Source organism: Neobacillus sp. DFD-2R, assembly GCF_057747865.1.
On sequence record NZ_CM173228.1, the window covers coordinates 3,203,620 to 3,219,206 of the forward strand.

Genomic DNA, 15,587 nt, shown 5'->3' on the forward strand with positions numbered 1-15,587 from the left:
ATAAGTAAAGTCTGATAGACACTGAAGACTGCTATAAAAATAAGAATAAAGGTAGAAAAAGAATGAGAGTGAGAGCAAAAGAAACTTTTAACGAAAGAATTTATGGTAGGAGATAAGATAGATAGGTGAGGTAGGAATTGATTAATAAACAAACAAGGAGAAAATAATTACCATAAGCTAATTTTAGCATTTATTTCATAAAAAACACCACTAATCCAAATCGTTTTCACAAATTTGACTAGAGTCCAACTCAATATTGATAGCAATCTTTAATAGTCACTTTTTGGCGCTCCCGCCAGCCTTATAAAATTGTCTATTAAAAGAACTTCTACATCATAAATGCCTTCAGCTTAAATTTTTTCATTTTGACTTAGTAGAATACTTTAAAACATTTTAGGGACTAAAATACTTTTTTCTTTTAAAACTTCTCTGTTACTACCAAGCTATTTTGTCCAAGAGTTGACGGTACAAGATGTCCTTGTGTTGACGGCAACCATGCCCAATTACTGTTTTAATATCATTTTGGATAATTTTTTTGACAGTTTAGAATGTCCGATTTTGTTACTTTTTAACTTGAAAAATAGCGTTGACATTTTAGTTGACCAAATTTGGGTGTTTTACTGAATGATTTGGACATTAATAATCGACTTTCAACAAGGTGCTCGTCCTTAAATAATCAAAGAAAATACATAGTTTTTTTGCAGAATCGAGAATGTTTTAATGATGTTTTACAGATTTTTTTTAAAAAATAAAGAAGCAGAATACATGCATGAAATGAATAAAAACTTGCATATTTTCTGCTGTAAAATAATTATAATTATTTTACAAAAGCCCCTTTAAGCGAACTATTTCACAATTTATTATATGATTATCATTCTCCATGAAAAGAAGGGATAGATTAGCTTATTTCTATTCCTTCCACTTTATCAATATTTATAAAACTAATAATAAATTTGAACAGTTTGCAGACAGAATGCTTCCCCCACTACAACGGTGGGGATAGCAGCGGCGAATCAAATTATCAATTTACAATTAATCTCTTGGCATGTGATAACGAACGAGCAAGAATAAAGAGGACAGCAGCACACACGACAGATGCTGCACTAATCCAAGTGATTGCCATTATCGAGAAACCTCCTACAGCAATTCCTCCGATACCGGCTCCCGCAGCAAAGCCAAGCTGCACGAATGAACTGTTCAGACTGAGCGCAATTCCAGATGATTCTGTAGCTAGCGATACTAGATTGAAGTTCTGAACCGCCCCAAACGTCCAACAAGCTATCTCCCATAGCATTAACAGGATGATGGTGACAACTACCGATCCAGAACCAAAGGACAACAATACCATAGCAAGAACTTGTATGAACATAGATCCCATAAGTGTGCGGAATGCGCCAATTCGATCAGCAAAAAGCCCGCCTGTTTTGGAGCCAACCACACTTGCAATGCCCATTGCGAGGAGGATGAAACTTATTTCAATCTTCGGTGGAATAACGGCAGTCAGATAGGGGGTGATATACGTATCGATAATCGAAAATCCAATAAAAATAAACAAAGTTACACATAGAGTGACTGCGAGCCGCGAATTCTTCAAGAGGGCAAGTCTCTTACCTAGAGATATGGCTCCTCCGCCTTCCATGTCCGGAATCGTTCGCGCGACAGCGTTGCAAGTAAACAGAAGATGCCGATAATCCAGAAGATTGTCTTCCAATCATAAGACGCTGCAATAATACGTCCGATGGGAACTCCAAATACAAGAGATGAGCTAAAACCCATCGAGATGTTGGACATCGCCCCGCCTTTCTTCCCAGGGGCAGCTAGCTTCGCTGCAATGTCATAAGCTGTTACGATAAACATTCCTGTTCCGACCCCCATTACAACCCGTGCTGCCATTAATAAGCCGAATCCTGGAAGAGTGATTGTGAAAATGATGCCAATTATTATGATGGTAAGAGCTAGTAACAATTGCTTGCGTTAATTCATTTTTGCAATAGCAATCATGATAATAGGTGTTCCAATTGCGTTAGCGAGAGCGAATGCAGTAACTAACTGTCCAGCAGTGGGTACCGATACGCCGACTGAATTAGCAATTTTATCCAACATTCCGACTATTCCAAATTGTGAAGTGCCAACAAAGAAGCTGATGAGCGTCAGCATGTAAATTTTCCAAGTATTTTTCATAACGTTGTGTATCAACTCCTTAATTAATATAAAAATCAGTATTATGTTTACTTGACCTTTATAATTATGCCTCAAATCAATAGGTGGTAGATATCACATTCCTACCACATCATTGCACATTCCTACCACATCATTGCACATTCCTACCACATCATTGCACATTCCTACCACATCATTGCCCATTCCTCCAAAACAGATGAATTGGAATATAGTGGAACTAAGGTTAAGAATAATAGAAAAAATTCTAAGAAATGCAGAAAAACCCGCTACCAAAACGGCAGCAAGTTTTTTAGTTGACGGTTAACTGCCTACCCTTCAACTTAACATTACCTTTCTTGACCTGTAGGACGAATAATCATCTCATTTATGGCTACATCAGAAGGTTGTTCAATTGCAAAAGCAATGGCACGGGCAATGCTTTCAGCGTCAATGGCAACATCTTCATAAAGTTTCTCAATTCCAGGTTTTAAATCCATATCGGTGATCAAATTAATTAATTCAGACTGAACGGCGCCTGGTGAGATAATGGTTGAACGAATATTGTTCCCAGCCTCTTCTTTACGTAGTCCTTCGGAGATAGCACGCACGGCGAACTTAGTTCCAGCATAAACGGTGCTCCCTGGACCGACAAAGTGTCCTGCTACTGAAGATAGATTAATAATATGACCGGATTTACGTTCTCTCATTGTTGGAAGAACAGCAGCAATGCCATAAAGCACTCCTTTAATATTGACATCAATCATCTTGTTCCAATCATCTATCTTTTTCTTATAAAGAAATGAATGTGGCATGACTCCGGCATTATTGACTAATATATCGATTTGTCCAAACTCTTTAAGCGCAACCCCAGCTAGCTCTTCCATTTGTTCATGGGAAGTCACATCCGTGACTTTATAAATAGCTTGCCCGCCTTTATTTTGAATGTCTTGTTGTAATTTTTTTAAACGGTCTTCACGGCGCGCTGCAAGAACAAGTTTTGCGCCTTTGGAGGCAAGTTCTTTTGCAGTTGCTTCTCCAATCCCACTAGAGGCACCCGTAATAATGACAACTTTATCTTGAATATTGGACATACTAAATAACACCCTTTCTTAATATAAAGTTTAAAATTCAACCTTTTTCGAAAACACTTCTTTTGCAATCATCATGGCAGACATCACCTTCGGCCAACCGGCGTAAAAAGCAAGATGAGTCATTGCTTCAATAAGTTCTTCTTCTGAAAGACCGTTTTGTTTTGCTAAATTTAAATGGGATTTCAGTTGTTCTGTATTTCCCCCAGTTAATAAAGAAGCAACGGTAATTAAACTGCGGTCACGCGGGGAAAGCTCCTTGCGCGCCCATACATCTCAAAACAAAACATCATCAGTTAATTGCACAAGCTTTGGCGCAAAATTTCCTAACTTTTTCTGTGCAACAGTAGGTTCTTTAGAATTAGACATTTTATATTCCTTCTCTCGTTTTACTTACTTTGGATTTAGCTAAGTTTGATGCACGTAAAAAATTAAAAACTTTCAGTGATCCCTCAGGAAAAAGTTCATGTTATTTTAAATTGTTATATTCTTCATCTGTTACAGGCTCCAACCATTCGGTGTCTCCCTTTTGAACATTCGTACTTATTGCGATATGTGTAAACCAGCTATCCGGTGTAGAGCCATGCCAATGTTTCACATCCGGAAGAATCTTTACTACATCCCCTTCGTGAAGCACTTGTACGGGTTTGTCCTCTTCCTGATAATATCCCATGCCTCCGGTAACAAGCAGAATCTGCCCGCCTGGATGCTTATGCCAATTATTTCTAGCCCTTGGTTCAAAAGTCACATTACCTATGGGACAATTAAAGGTATTGTCACGAGAAACTAGCATTTCAAGATATGCTGCCCCTATGAAATGATCATTCGGAACTTTTACACCTTTCAGGAAGATTCCACTTTCGCTTTTATCTTGAATATTAGACATACTAGAGAACATCCTTTCCTATTTGTCGATTCTATTTTCGTATTCTGCCGATTGCGATCTCCCGAAATCTCGATTTTCAAGAGTGCTTCGTTCAAATTACTCCCATGCAACCGAGTCTGATAGCAGAAACTGCTAGTCCTTACCCCACAAACTATAATGGAAAAAGCGTGTGTAGAATTCACACGCTTTTTTATGGATTCAACACCTTAATACACAACAGTATTTAGGTAGGTAGACTCACACCGGAATATCATTTTGATTGTGTTGATAAGAAAGAACATTAAATATCAAGTTTACGGGTCCCTATCCATTTCACCATTTCAGGGTCTTGATGTGAAAAGAACAAGCTTTGTTTCGTATCTAAGGTAGCAATTCTTTCCATATCCTCTTGACTTAATTCAAAATCAAAGATATTGAAGTTTTCGATAATTCTTTCCTTACGGACAGACTTTGGAATCGCAACGACGCCTCTTTGTGTTAACCAACGTAAAACCACCTGGGCAACGGATTTATTATGTTTTTCGGCTATTGATACTAAAATTTCATTTTGGAACATGTTATTTTTTCCTTCAGCAAACGGTCCCCAGGACTCGATTTGAACATTGTTCTCTTTCATAAAGGCATGACTTTCGATTTGTTGATTGAAAACATGTGTTTCAACCTGGTTTACGGCAGGAACAACTTCATTATGAATGATTAAATCGGTCAGACGATCCGGATAGAAGTTGCTAACTCCAATTGCTCTAATCTTACCCTCGCGGTACAATTCCTCCATCGCACGCCATGAACCGTAAACATCGCCAAATGGCTGATGAATTAAGTACAAATCCAAATAATCCAGTTGCAGTCTTTCCAGCGATTTTTCAAATGCTTTCTTTGTGCGTTCATAGCCTGTATCCTGAACCCATAATTTCGTAGTGATAAACAATTCCTCTCTTGGCACACCGCTCCGCTTAATAGCTCTGCCGACCGCTTCTTCATTTAGATAAGAGGCAGCGGTATCAATCAGACGATAGCCTGCCATAATAGCGTCATAAACAGCTTGTTCACATTCTTTTACATCTTGAATTTGAAAGACACCAAAACCGAGTATCGGCATTTCAACACCATTGTTTAAAATAACTTTTTGCATAAAAAATTCCTCCTGTTTTTTAATATTAAATGTTAGCTATTTGCACGCTCTTTTTGAGAAATCTGAACCTGCAGATAGCGATCATCTCCCGAAATCTTGATCTTTGAGAGCGCATCGTTCAAATTATTTTTCCCTATTGCAATTTTCTTTATCGATTCGACCAAGACCTGCTACTCCTTTATCGGATAATTTGAAAGTTTCGCGAACATAATAATAAATCATTAACACTCTTCCGACTTCCTCATTATGCAACAAATGAAATCATGACTGGTATCACAATCCTGTCAAATGATTGCACAATCCTCTCACAGCCATTTACGCAGAAAGTAAATTAGCCTTATAATGGGACCATCACGGATGAAGAAAACAAAGGAGAATTTTATGTTTGAACAATTATATAGACAAAGAGTTGAGCTCACCAAAATCATAGAGCGATACACAGGACGGGAAGACACTTATACCACTAATATTCCGTCTTTATTTTTCTCCCGTTTCTCTAATGATACTGGACCAAACTACGGAGTTTACAAGCCTTCTTTATGCATTGTCGTTCAAGGGATGAAGGAGGTTTTGTTGTCACAGGAACGTTTTCAGTACGGTCCTGCTGATTACCTTGTAGCATCCGTTAACCTGCCAATTACCGGACAAGTCACGGAAGCCTCTTCCGAAGTTCCTTATCTGGCACTAAAACTTGAATTTACACCGAGTGAAATATTAGAGGTGTTACGTGAATTCCAAATGGGAGTTGAAAAGAAGGAAAATGCTAAACGAGGTTTGTATGTCAGCAAAATAGAGCCATCTTTGTTAGACGCGGTAACCAGATTAGCTCGACTCCTAGATAATCCTAAAGATATCCCTGTACTTGCTCCTTTAATTAGGAAAGAAATCATCTATAGAGTTCTGCAAGGAGAACATGGAGGAATGCTAAAACAAATAGCAATAGAAGGAAGTTCTACCAATCAAATCAGTGACGTGATTGAACATATCATGAATAACTTTGTAAAGTCTTTTAAGATTGAGGAACTTGCGGAAATAGCAAATATGAGTGTTTCTTCACTACATCGGCACTTTAAAGAGGTAACAGCAATGAGCCCTATTCAATTCCAAAAACAACTGAGACTACAAGAAGCTCGGAGTTTGTTATTATCCGAATCAGCGGATGCAGCAGATGTTGCATTCCGGGTTGGCTATGAAAGTCCATCACAATTTAGCCGTGAATATTCGCGCATCTTTGGTTTACCACCTAAAGAAGATATAAAGCGCTTAAAAAAGAACTATGACGAAACGATAAACGCGTGAATCCCTGCCTAATGGTGGGGGTCTTTTTTCGTTGAGGAAAAGGATAATTTTCTTGAGAGACGCAATACCATGAAAATTTTCGTAATTCACAAGTTTGTTTGAGTTTAATAGCCATATGGAAATGTGGTTACTAGAACACAAGTATGATTTTTCAAAGGGAGAATTGGATGGATTAAAACGTTTAATCTGCTTTTCTGCAAAAGTTCCCGGAGACTGCAATGCCAAAATAGGCACTATATTATAAGCGATTAATGAAGAATACAACAATAACGGCATTCCCCGTTCCACTTTTAACGGATGATGATCAAGGCAAGAGAATTAGGAATGATCACAGTCTATGAAACGGAACGAACAAACGGGTCCCAGTTCAAAAATTTCCGCTAATGGACCACCATAATGAAACCATTAATTTTTTAAAGTGGTATTACCTATATAGCAGTGGTATCATGGCGCATGACACGAAGATTGGTTCTTATAGATTAGGTCATGATGGTGCTTGGATTAGATAAATTTTGCTTGGAGTGGCTAATTAGTTACTCTTTTTTATATTGCCTTCGTTATAGATCAAATCTAAGATTAGTAACATTCCATAATAAAAAGAAGTGTCAGAACATCTTAGTGTTTCTGAGCACTTCTTTTTTTATTTAAAAATTTCTTTAGTTATACACTGCCCGCTTTGACTTAAGAAAGTATAAATACTCCATTCCCGCAGCGGTTATTTTCGTGCCTGCCCGTCCTCTACCTTTGACGACATATCCTTCACTTTCTAAAATATCCAAGCGGCGACGGATCTGCTGAGGGGACAAAACAAAGTCCGATTCTTTGCTTTGACTTGAAATCAGTTCTCTGCTTGCAGCTTTTCCTTTTTCGTTACATTGCAAGATTATTTCCAAGATGAAAGCGCGCTCCCGGATTTCGAGCATGCTTTCACATTCGGTATATTCGGACGCCACGCTGTCTCCGACTTGTCCAAGCATGGAAGGAAGGTCTCTTTTTGTCACAACATTTCCCTCACAAACCGTCAGCATGTAATCAATGGTGCTTTTTAATTCCCGTATATTTCCGGGCCATTCATATTGCATGAAATACTCCAACACGTCTTGCTCTACCTTTACCCACTTCCCGCTCTTTGTAATGAAATGCTTAATCAAAAGTGGAATATCCCCTCTTCTCTCAATGAGCGGTGGAATGCAAAGATTAAGGACGTTCAGCCGGTAAAACAAGTCAGATCTGAATGAGCCGTCACGCATCTTTCCTTGAAGGTCTTTATTCGTTGCGGTAATCACTCGTACATTAATAGGTATAATTCTTCCACCGCCGATTCTGCGAATTTCGCCTTCTTGTAGAACGCGCAGCAGATGTGATTGAACTGTGAGACTTATGTCGCCAATTTCATCCAAAAAGATAGTCCCGTTATCCGCCAATTCAAACAGACCTTTCTTGCCTCCTTTTTGTGCTCCGGTAAATGTCCCTTCTTCATAACCGAACAATTCACTTTCAAGCAGGCTTTCTGTTAGTGCGCTACAGTTTACAGCCAGAAATGGCCGATTTTTCCGTAATGAATGCTGATGAATAGCATGCGCAAACAGCTCTTTTCCTGTTCCTGTCTCGCCCTGAATCAAAATCGGATGTTCCGATAAAGCAAGCTTCTTGGCAATCCGCTTGCGCTCTTTCATTACAGCATGCTCACCGATAATATCATTAAATCCATATTTTGTATGAAATCCTTTATTACGCATTTCTCTTTGCGCTGTCTTTTCAATTTCAAAGGCTTGATGCACACTCTTGAAAGTTGCGACAATTGTATTTTCTTTCGTCATTTGCAATCGAAAAATGACGACACCCACGCCGTCTATCTCAAAGAACTTGCTTTCATCCTTGCCGTTCAGGATGAAATCGGTAATATCCCGGCAATTAATCACATGTTCTATATCCTTATTAACTACATCTTGAACAACAACATGAAACAAAGCGGCAAGCCGAGGATTAAATACCGTAATTCGTCTTTCCTGGTTGACGACCAATATTCCATCATCGACAGTTCCCACCACATTTTGGATGTGCTCACTCATCTGCTTTGCATCCCGCTCCGCATCTAGCAGTTTACGTTGTAATTCAATGATATTGCTAATATACCTTTCTGAAATCTTCGAGGATATATCCTTGTTCAACCCGCAGCATTCTACAACCTCCAGGATTGTTGTCATATCAAAAAGCCGCACACCTATGTCAATTACTTCTTTTATGTAAGAGGGACAAAGATGTGTTTCTCCTGGTGAAACAGCAATTTGAACATCCTCATAAAACAAGTTACCCTTCCGAAAAGGGATAAATTGAACATGATCGATACCAAGCTGATAGAAGGATTCAATAAGCCTGTTCGTTGCATCATCATCATCATTCACCAGCAGAACGGCTGAACCTTCAGGTATTCTTAAAAGTTTGTCAATGTATTCATGATGAACGGTTCTCTTTCCGACAATTATTTTCTTGGCATTTAGGCTATACATACCCTTTGTTCTCGTAAAAGCAGTATCTGATGAATACAAGATAATTGTATCTTCTAGAGTCTGTGGGATTCCCTCATCTGCAGCATGACTTTTAATATGGACAAAGTCGCCAAGCAATTGTTCTAGCTGTTCCTGCAAGGCATACTTTGTTTTTTCGCTTCCCGCTATAAGTGTAAGTGAGGATTTTGACATAAAAATACCTTCCTGTCTTTTTATTGGTTCTATTATATCACCAAAAAAGAACAATAAAGACCAAAAGATTTAATCTACGTATAAAATTCCCTTAAAAATCAATCTACCTATATTGGCACAAATTTTGCATATATAAATCAGTGAAGTGCCTGTGGATTGGAAAAGGAGGGAAATAACAGAATACTGAAAAAAAGAGAGTCTATAGCGGGTATTATTTTGTAAGCGTTTTAGTCTAGTGCATTTATTTTAAACACAAAGGAGATGCGTGTATGTGTCAACCACAAGAAAAGGCTGTTTCGTTTGGAACAGCGGGAAAAAGAGAGAGAAAAGTCAATATTTTTGTATTGCTATTCTGCATTCTCGCAATTGCAACTCTATTAACTTATATTTTACCGGCTGGGGAATATACACAAATTCAAGCGGATGGACGGACCACTATCAACCCCGATTCATTTAAATGGATAAAATCGGCTCCGGTCGGATTGTTCGAAATGATAAAGGCTGTTCATACAGGAATGGTAGAAGCCGGCAATATTATCTTTTTTATATTGATTATCGGAGGATTTTTCGGTGTCTTACGAGCAACAGGTACGATTGACGCCCTTATTGCTACCATGGCCCGGAAGTTGTCGAAGCGTGAAAAGCTATTGATTCCTGTTGTGATGCTTGTTTTCGCTGTAGGCGGCTCCTTAATGGGAATGGCGGAAGAAACACTGGCTTATGTTCCTCTTGTCATTCCACTGGCGTTGGCTCTTGGATTTGATACGATTACAGGAACCGCGATCGTCATAGTAGGGGCATTATCAGGGTTTACCACAGCCATCATGAATCCATTCACAGTAGGAATTGCACAAGGAATCGCAGAATTGCCGATGTTCTCAGGCATGGGATTCCGCCTTGTTTTATTTGTGATCGTCTATCCTGTTTCTGTTCTTTATATTTATCGTCACGCAATAAAAGTTAAGAAAAACCCTTCTATAGGAATCTATGGAAAATACACAAAAGAAGAAGCGAACCATCTGCTGCAATCAAGTGCGAGGTTAACAGCGAGACATAAGTTCATATTAGGTGCATTTTTAATTAACTATATCGTCTTAGCATTTGGTGTCATCAAGTTCAAATGGTACATTACAGAAATCGCAGCCTTATTCGTTATATTGACAGTCGTAATTGGAATCATCGGAAAACTGTCTGCAGATCACATTGTCAACTCCTTTACAAAAGGCTCTGCATCTTTGATTGGCGGCGCTTTGGTAATCGGCGTATCACGTGCCATTCTTGTTGTATTGAATGCGGGACATATCGTCGACCCTATGTTGCATTTTGTATCTGAATCGCTTAAGCATATTCCGGCCTATTTAAGCGTTGTCGGCATGTACAACTTCCAAACTCTGATTCATTTTGTTCTAGCGTCCGGCAGCGGACATGCGATGCTGACCATGCCCATTATGGCGCCGCTCGCAGACTTATTGCATATAACGCGCCAAACTGCAGTGTTGTCTTTTTCTTTTGCGGACGGAATCGGAAATATGATTTTCCCTACTGCCACCACCTTAATGGCGAGCTTAGCAATCGCAGGCATTCCTTGGACAAAGTGGGCGAAGTGGATTCTGCCGCTGGTGCTCATTCAATACCTCATCGGATTAATAGCTGTCATCACAGCACACTTCATTGGGTATGGTCCATTCTAATTTAGGACAGGCAGTATTGACAGGAGGAGAAATGAAATGTTTACGTTAATCAAAAATGGCGAAGTATACGCACCCCATTACATAGGAAGGAAAGACATATTGATTGCTGATGATAAAATTGTTTTCATCGATGACAGAATCGCAGTTCCTGAAAATTTCTCCCCTATTCAAATCATTGATGCAGAAAATCTTTTGGTTGTTCCGGGATTTATAGATTCACATGTTCATATTATTGGCGGAGGCGGTGAGGGCGGATTCAAAACCCGCACTCCCGAGCTGATGCTCACTGATATTACAACTGCAGGTATTACAACACTGGTCGGTTTACTTGGTACGGACGGGACAACTCGTAAAATGGAAAGTCTGCTTGCCAAGGCACGGGTGCTTGAAGAAGAGGGTGTTTCCTGCTTCATTCATACAGGCTCCTATCAAGTTCCAGTAAAAACACTGACAGGAAAAATTGAAGACGATATTATTTTAATCGACAAAATTATCGGTGTTGGAGAGATTGCCATCTCCGACCATAGATCATCAGAACCCACATTTGAGGAATTGGCTAAAGTCGCCGCTGCGGCACGCAATGGAGGGATCCTTTCAGGAAAAGCCGGCCTATTAGAAGTTCATGTTGGGGACGGAGATGGAAAGCTTTCATTGCTTCATGAAATTGCAGATAAAACCAACATTCCAATTCGACATCTTCATCCAACGCATATCAACCGAAATGAAGAATTATTTAGGGCGGGTATAGATTACGCGAAACGAGGCGGATACGTGGACTTTACTACAAGTACCATCCCTCAGTTTTTGGCGGAAGGCGAAGTGAAGTGCAGTAAGGCATTACGCACGATGCTTGACGAAGGAGTTCCAGTTGGACACATTACATTCTCTTCAGACGGACAGGCCAGCCTCCCCTTCTTTGACAGCAATGGGGAGTTTGCAGGCCTTCAAGTTGGAAAAGTATCGTCGCTATTTCACGAAGTGCGCGATTCTGTTTTAGAGGAAGGCATCCCGCTGGAAACGGCATTGGAGGTCATCACCTCGAATCCCTCACAAGTGCTTAAGCTTTCAAACAAGGGCAGTATCCAATCAGGGAAGGATGCTGATATCGTATTGTTGCAAAAAGAAACACTGGCCATTTCCACCGTAATAGCGAGAGGACAAGTAATGGTAGAAAAGGGTGTACCGCTGATAAAAGGAACATTTGAATGAGGGAGAGAGATTTTTGTCAAATATAGACCTTTTAGAGAAAAATAATTGGCCACTTTTGGAGCGGAAAGGACGTTAAATTTACCCTTAATTAAAAAAACTCAAAGAAGAAGGAATTATTCAATATAAAACAGCTATAAAGGGAACCAAATATTTATATATATAATTTAATAGTAATCATGATATGCAAACGAAATTAAAGATAACTCATATGATAAGATATGATATTGACAAACTTGTTAAAATTATTTTTAAAATTTATTAAGGTATAACCATATGCCGTTGTACTGATCAAGCTTACGATGTGAACAAAGATATAGACACGGAAGAGTTACAATTTTGAAGAGATTGTTCTATTATCAGAAAACACGCAAATATCATTTAAAAGCTATTCGCCTCTTATAGAGAAACGAATGGCTTTTTTGATACATTACCAAAACAGATTTAAGTTTATATAGAATCAGTCTGAATAGCAGTAAAACACTAGAAATTTATTGGAATATAAGCTTCTTATTGTTAGGCCACCCAGCATAAAAAAAGAATCCCAAGATTTAATGAACCTGGTAATTTTTAGCCTTTCTTTCAAAGTGATAATGAAGGCGGTATTCAGCTATTTAATTTGTCCAATCGAAAAGGATATCTTCATCTTCCTTTACCACATCAAAATTTAAGATAAAAAGATCATTATCATAGGAAATTAGCCCTTTAGAACTGCCGCTCCATTTAGTCATTGGCATCGTTGCAATTAATTTACTAACACCCTTTTCATCGTAGTCCCAAAGTTTTCTTGCACCTTTCTCCGAAAAATCAATCCGTTTTCGATGCTCTTTCCCCATTAGGTATTAATGAAAAAATGGAGCTGTATCCTTTGAGGAAATATGTTGGTACCAGTTATCCAGCCCTCTTTGCAGCATTATTGATAATCTTAAAATAGTTATCTTTATGACCTTCAATTGTTTGATGGTAATAAAATAATTATTATGTCTTTGAAAATTAAATGACAAAATGACTACAATAAATCAATAAAAACCATTTGTAAATCCGACAAAAACTCTATTTTTATCTTCTGAAACGCCTATTATTCTCTAAATTATGGTAAATTAATGATAGACATAACGAGGAGATGATTGCGTGAAGATTGAAATAGGTGAATCATTAATGGTCTCTTGGCTGAAGCATAATAAAAAGTGCCAAACAGCTCAATTAAACTGGAAGGCCTCCTCCCAGACCTGGGAGTTACATAACGAAACTACAATTAAAAAGATTATGGATTCCACCAAGAAATTTTTCTACGAAAAATACAAATATAATATCTATAAAAATACTTATATCTTCAATCGGTGTTAAAAGGGAAGGTTGTGGTACGATTTCCTCAAATCCAAACCTTCTCCGTAAAGCAGTATCAAGGAGTGCAATAGAACGGTCAGCCGTATTCATGGTTCCAATGATAAAAAGATTTGGTGGCAGAACAAAAATATCACCGGAATAAGGTAATTTGACGTGTGTCTCATTATCCGTCGTCAACCGCTTATCCTCTTCCAATAACGTAATCAATTCCCCAAACACCTTAGAAATATTGGCACGGTTAATTTCATCAATAATCATGACAAATCGATCGGCTTGGTTGAAATTAAATTTATGATTTTGCTCCAGCGCTTCCAATACTCTGCTTTTTCGTTCTTCATAATCCAGTTTATTTAGAGGTTGTGGCAGACCTGCATAGAGTGCATCGATTACAATTTGCTTAAAAATACCATCTTTTGGAACGAACCCATTTCCGTCTGAGCGCAACCCTTCTATAAAGTCTTCATAGGAATAGGATTGGTGGAAAGTAACAAAGCGAATTTGCCCTTTTTGCTGAAGCTTCTTATAATAATCTTTCAAATTTATTTTCTCTTCCAAATCGTCAGCTGTCATATTATAGATTATTTCCAGCGACTTCGTAGCCAATTGATAGGTCTTCCCTGTTCCCAGTGGTCCATATAGAATCAAATTGGGATTGAAAGCTAATTCTTCATTTTCATAGTTTGGTAAAATCTCTTCAACCTTTGTTTCGTTCGTCACAATCTCCCTTGGTACACTTTCCGTTTTCGTAAACACTAGGTGAATATCCTGCTGCGGCAATTCTGATGTTTTTGTTTCAAATACCGGCAACAGCTGATCCAGCATCATTCTTAATGGTAATTTCGTCAGGCTAGTGATCTTAAGCCAAATTTTTTCACCTTTAGATCGAACCGATTGAAGTTCAATGATTTCTGTTGTGTATGGTAGTTCATTTTCGTTCAAGTAAACCTCTTCAATTGTCGCTTGCCATTCAATCTCTTTTTTGGAGTGATCACAAATAAATAGTTTTGCATGATGTAAGGTTGGCAGGATCTTTTTGCTATTTTCAGCGGTTTCGATTCCCCCAACGACAAATGGATTGCCTATTAATTTCTCTTCCAATTGTTTGATGGAATCGGTTGATTGAAAACATAACAGTGAGCAATCGAGTTTCAAAGTATCGATATACTTTGCTAATTGTTCAGCAACTTGTTTATCAAGCTTTTTATATTCCTTTTGTTGTAATGGTGGATTTAACGCATTTATGTCTTTTACAATTAAGTTTAGAACAGTGGCCGTAAAGACATAAAATTTTAATTCCCTGTTTTCTTCATTAGGGAAGCTTCTATATGTATCTAATAAATCGTTATAGTCATCTGTTTTCTCAAAAATGAGTTTATTGATACTCCGCTCAAAATTATAGGCTATTAAATACTCATTTGGAAACTGCATTGTTTTGACGATGGAGTAGAGGTGGACAAAATGACCTTTTAAATTCTGTGGCATACTAATGTTTTCCAGAACAACTCGATAATCGGTTTGGTTTTTCATTAGATTAAATAAGGAAACGATATCCAATTTTTTCGACTTTATGTTGTTAATCCGATTGTTCGTTCTTACATTATTGTTAATCACTCAAGTAAACGAATCCAAATCTTTCGTGTCTTCATTCGAAAAAGAGGAATCAGAGCTTCGTATCTTATCTATTACTCTTCGAATGGCATTTTTTTTATCATCATCCCAAGGGGCATCATTTACTCTTTGGTCATAATCTTTGTACCAACTGGTGATTTTTTTATATTGTTGGTCATACATATCTTTGTGCTCTTCGATGATTTTCTCAAAAGAAATCCCTTTATACTTGTCAATGATCTGCTGTATTCTTTCCAATTCCCGGTTCCCCACTTTCACTAATAAATTTAGAATATAGTAAATTATAAACTATTTGATCAATTTAGCTTGCCCAAAAATGGTCAACCCCTTGGATTTTAGTAAATAATTTGCCATTTTAATACTTCTTGAAAATGTTAAATCAAATAAAAAGGATTAACCTCATTTGGTTAATCCAACACTTTAGAATGACAGGAATACTTATTTGAA

Annotated in this window: 16 protein-coding genes; 4 read left to right on the forward strand and 12 right to left on the reverse strand. The window is 38.1% G+C overall.

Annotated elements, in window-relative coordinates; all coding sequences use genetic code 11:
* Nucleotides 1-1,021: 1,021 nt before the first annotated feature.
* From AC3ANV_RS16135 to AC3ANV_RS16170, 8 genes are all read right to left on the reverse strand, one after another.
* Complete coding sequence (locus AC3ANV_RS16135; RefSeq protein WP_488309716.1) at nucleotides 1,022-1,594, reverse strand: MFS transporter; 573 nt, start codon at nucleotides 1,592-1,594, stop codon at nucleotides 1,022-1,024.
* A gap of 17 nt (nucleotides 1,595-1,611) precedes the next feature.
* Nucleotides 1,612-1,965: an MFS transporter gene (locus AC3ANV_RS16140; RefSeq protein WP_488309717.1), complete on the reverse strand. Its 354-nt coding sequence runs from the start codon at nucleotides 1,963-1,965 to the stop codon at nucleotides 1,612-1,614.
* Between the two features lie 9 nt (nucleotides 1,966-1,974).
* Complete coding sequence (locus AC3ANV_RS16145) at nucleotides 1,975-2,157, reverse strand: hypothetical protein (RefSeq protein WP_488309718.1); 183 nt, start codon at nucleotides 2,155-2,157, stop codon at nucleotides 1,975-1,977.
* Between the two features lie 350 nt (nucleotides 2,158-2,507).
* Nucleotides 2,508-3,251 (reverse strand): SDR family oxidoreductase, encoded by a 744-nt coding sequence (locus AC3ANV_RS16150; protein WP_488309719.1) that lies wholly within the window; start codon nucleotides 3,249-3,251, stop codon nucleotides 2,508-2,510.
* A gap of 30 nt (nucleotides 3,252-3,281) precedes the next feature.
* Nucleotides 3,282-3,479, reverse strand: a complete 198-nt coding sequence (locus tag AC3ANV_RS16155) for a carboxymuconolactone decarboxylase family protein (protein WP_488314253.1) — start codon at nucleotides 3,477-3,479, stop codon at nucleotides 3,282-3,284.
* A 238-nt stretch (nucleotides 3,480-3,717) separates the two neighbouring features.
* Nucleotides 3,718-4,134: a cupin domain-containing protein gene (locus AC3ANV_RS16160; RefSeq protein ID WP_488309720.1), complete on the reverse strand. Its 417-nt coding sequence runs from the start codon at nucleotides 4,132-4,134 to the stop codon at nucleotides 3,718-3,720.
* Nucleotides 4,135-4,414: 280 nt separating this feature from the next.
* A complete protein-coding gene (locus AC3ANV_RS16165; RefSeq protein ID WP_488309721.1) occupies nucleotides 4,415-5,266 on the reverse strand; it encodes an aldo/keto reductase in 852 nt (283 codons plus the stop codon).
* Between the two features lie 32 nt (nucleotides 5,267-5,298).
* Nucleotides 5,299-5,430, reverse strand: coding sequence for a hypothetical protein (locus tag AC3ANV_RS16170; protein ID WP_488309722.1), 132 nt, complete (start codon nucleotides 5,428-5,430; stop codon nucleotides 5,299-5,301).
* A 217-nt stretch (nucleotides 5,431-5,647) separates the two neighbouring features.
* On the opposite strand from AC3ANV_RS16170, the gene AC3ANV_RS16175 reads away from it, so the two are divergent.
* Nucleotides 5,648-6,565, forward strand: a complete 918-nt coding sequence (locus tag AC3ANV_RS16175) for an AraC family transcriptional regulator (protein ID WP_488309723.1) — start codon at nucleotides 5,648-5,650, stop codon at nucleotides 6,563-6,565.
* 446 nt (nucleotides 6,566-7,011) lie between these two features.
* Nucleotides 7,012-7,074, forward strand: a complete 63-nt coding sequence (locus tag AC3ANV_RS16180) for a hypothetical protein (protein ID WP_488314254.1) — start codon at nucleotides 7,012-7,014, stop codon at nucleotides 7,072-7,074.
* 147 nt (nucleotides 7,075-7,221) lie between these two features.
* On the opposite strand, the gene AC3ANV_RS16185 is transcribed toward AC3ANV_RS16180, so the two are convergent.
* Complete coding sequence (locus AC3ANV_RS16185) at nucleotides 7,222-9,267, reverse strand: sigma-54 interaction domain-containing protein (protein WP_488309724.1); 2,046 nt, start codon at nucleotides 9,265-9,267, stop codon at nucleotides 7,222-7,224.
* Between the two features lie 269 nt (nucleotides 9,268-9,536).
* Here AC3ANV_RS16185 and AC3ANV_RS16190 point away from each other — a divergent pair, with 269 nt between their 5' ends.
* On the forward strand, nucleotides 9,537-10,958 hold the full coding sequence (locus AC3ANV_RS16190) for a YfcC family protein (RefSeq protein WP_488309725.1): 1,422 nt from the start codon (nucleotides 9,537-9,539) through the stop codon (nucleotides 10,956-10,958).
* 36 nt (nucleotides 10,959-10,994) lie between these two features.
* Nucleotides 10,995-12,167 (forward strand): beta-aspartyl-peptidase, encoded by a 1,173-nt coding sequence (gene iadA, locus AC3ANV_RS16195; RefSeq protein ID WP_488309726.1) that lies wholly within the window; start codon nucleotides 10,995-10,997, stop codon nucleotides 12,165-12,167.
* Nucleotides 12,168-12,778: 611 nt separating this feature from the next.
* Here iadA and AC3ANV_RS16200 read toward each other — a convergent pair.
* From AC3ANV_RS16200 to AC3ANV_RS16210, 3 genes are all read right to left on the reverse strand, one after another.
* A complete protein-coding gene (locus AC3ANV_RS16200) occupies nucleotides 12,779-13,000 on the reverse strand; it encodes a hypothetical protein (RefSeq protein WP_488309727.1) in 222 nt (73 codons plus the stop codon).
* Nucleotides 13,001-13,400: 400 nt separating this feature from the next.
* A complete protein-coding gene (locus AC3ANV_RS16205; protein WP_488309728.1) occupies nucleotides 13,401-15,122 on the reverse strand; it encodes an McrB family protein in 1,722 nt (573 codons plus the stop codon).
* A complete protein-coding gene (locus tag AC3ANV_RS16210) occupies nucleotides 15,123-15,377 on the reverse strand; it encodes a hypothetical protein (protein ID WP_488309729.1) in 255 nt (84 codons plus the stop codon).
* Nucleotides 15,378-15,587 lie beyond the last annotated feature (210 nt).

Bases quoted from the DNA above. Each gene is read 5' to 3' on its own strand.
- AC3ANV_RS16190 (WP_488309725.1), top strand. From the start codon at position 9,537: ATGTGTCAACCACAAGAAAAGGCTGTTTCGTTTGGAACAGCGGGAAAA.
- AC3ANV_RS16160 (WP_488309720.1), bottom strand. From the start codon at position 4,134: ATGTCTAATATTCAAGATAAAAGCGAAAGTGGAATCTTCCTGAAAGGT.
- AC3ANV_RS16150 (WP_488309719.1), bottom strand. From the start codon at position 3,251: ATGTCCAATATTCAAGATAAAGTTGTCATTATTACGGGTGCCTCTAGT.
- AC3ANV_RS16175 (WP_488309723.1), top strand. From the start codon at position 5,648: ATGTTTGAACAATTATATAGACAAAGAGTTGAGCTCACCAAAATCATA.
- AC3ANV_RS16200 (WP_488309727.1), bottom strand. From the start codon at position 13,000: ATGGGGAAAGAGCATCGAAAACGGATTGATTTTTCGGAGAAAGGTGCA.
- iadA (WP_488309726.1), top strand. From the start codon at position 10,995: ATGTTTACGTTAATCAAAAATGGCGAAGTATACGCACCCCATTACATA.
- AC3ANV_RS16145 (WP_488309718.1), bottom strand. From the start codon at position 2,157: ATGCTGACGCTCATCAGCTTCTTTGTTGGCACTTCACAATTTGGAATA.
- AC3ANV_RS16185 (WP_488309724.1), bottom strand. From the start codon at position 9,267: ATGTCAAAATCCTCACTTACACTTATAGCGGGAAGCGAAAAAACAAAG.
- AC3ANV_RS16165 (WP_488309721.1), bottom strand. From the start codon at position 5,266: ATGCAAAAAGTTATTTTAAACAATGGTGTTGAAATGCCGATACTCGGT.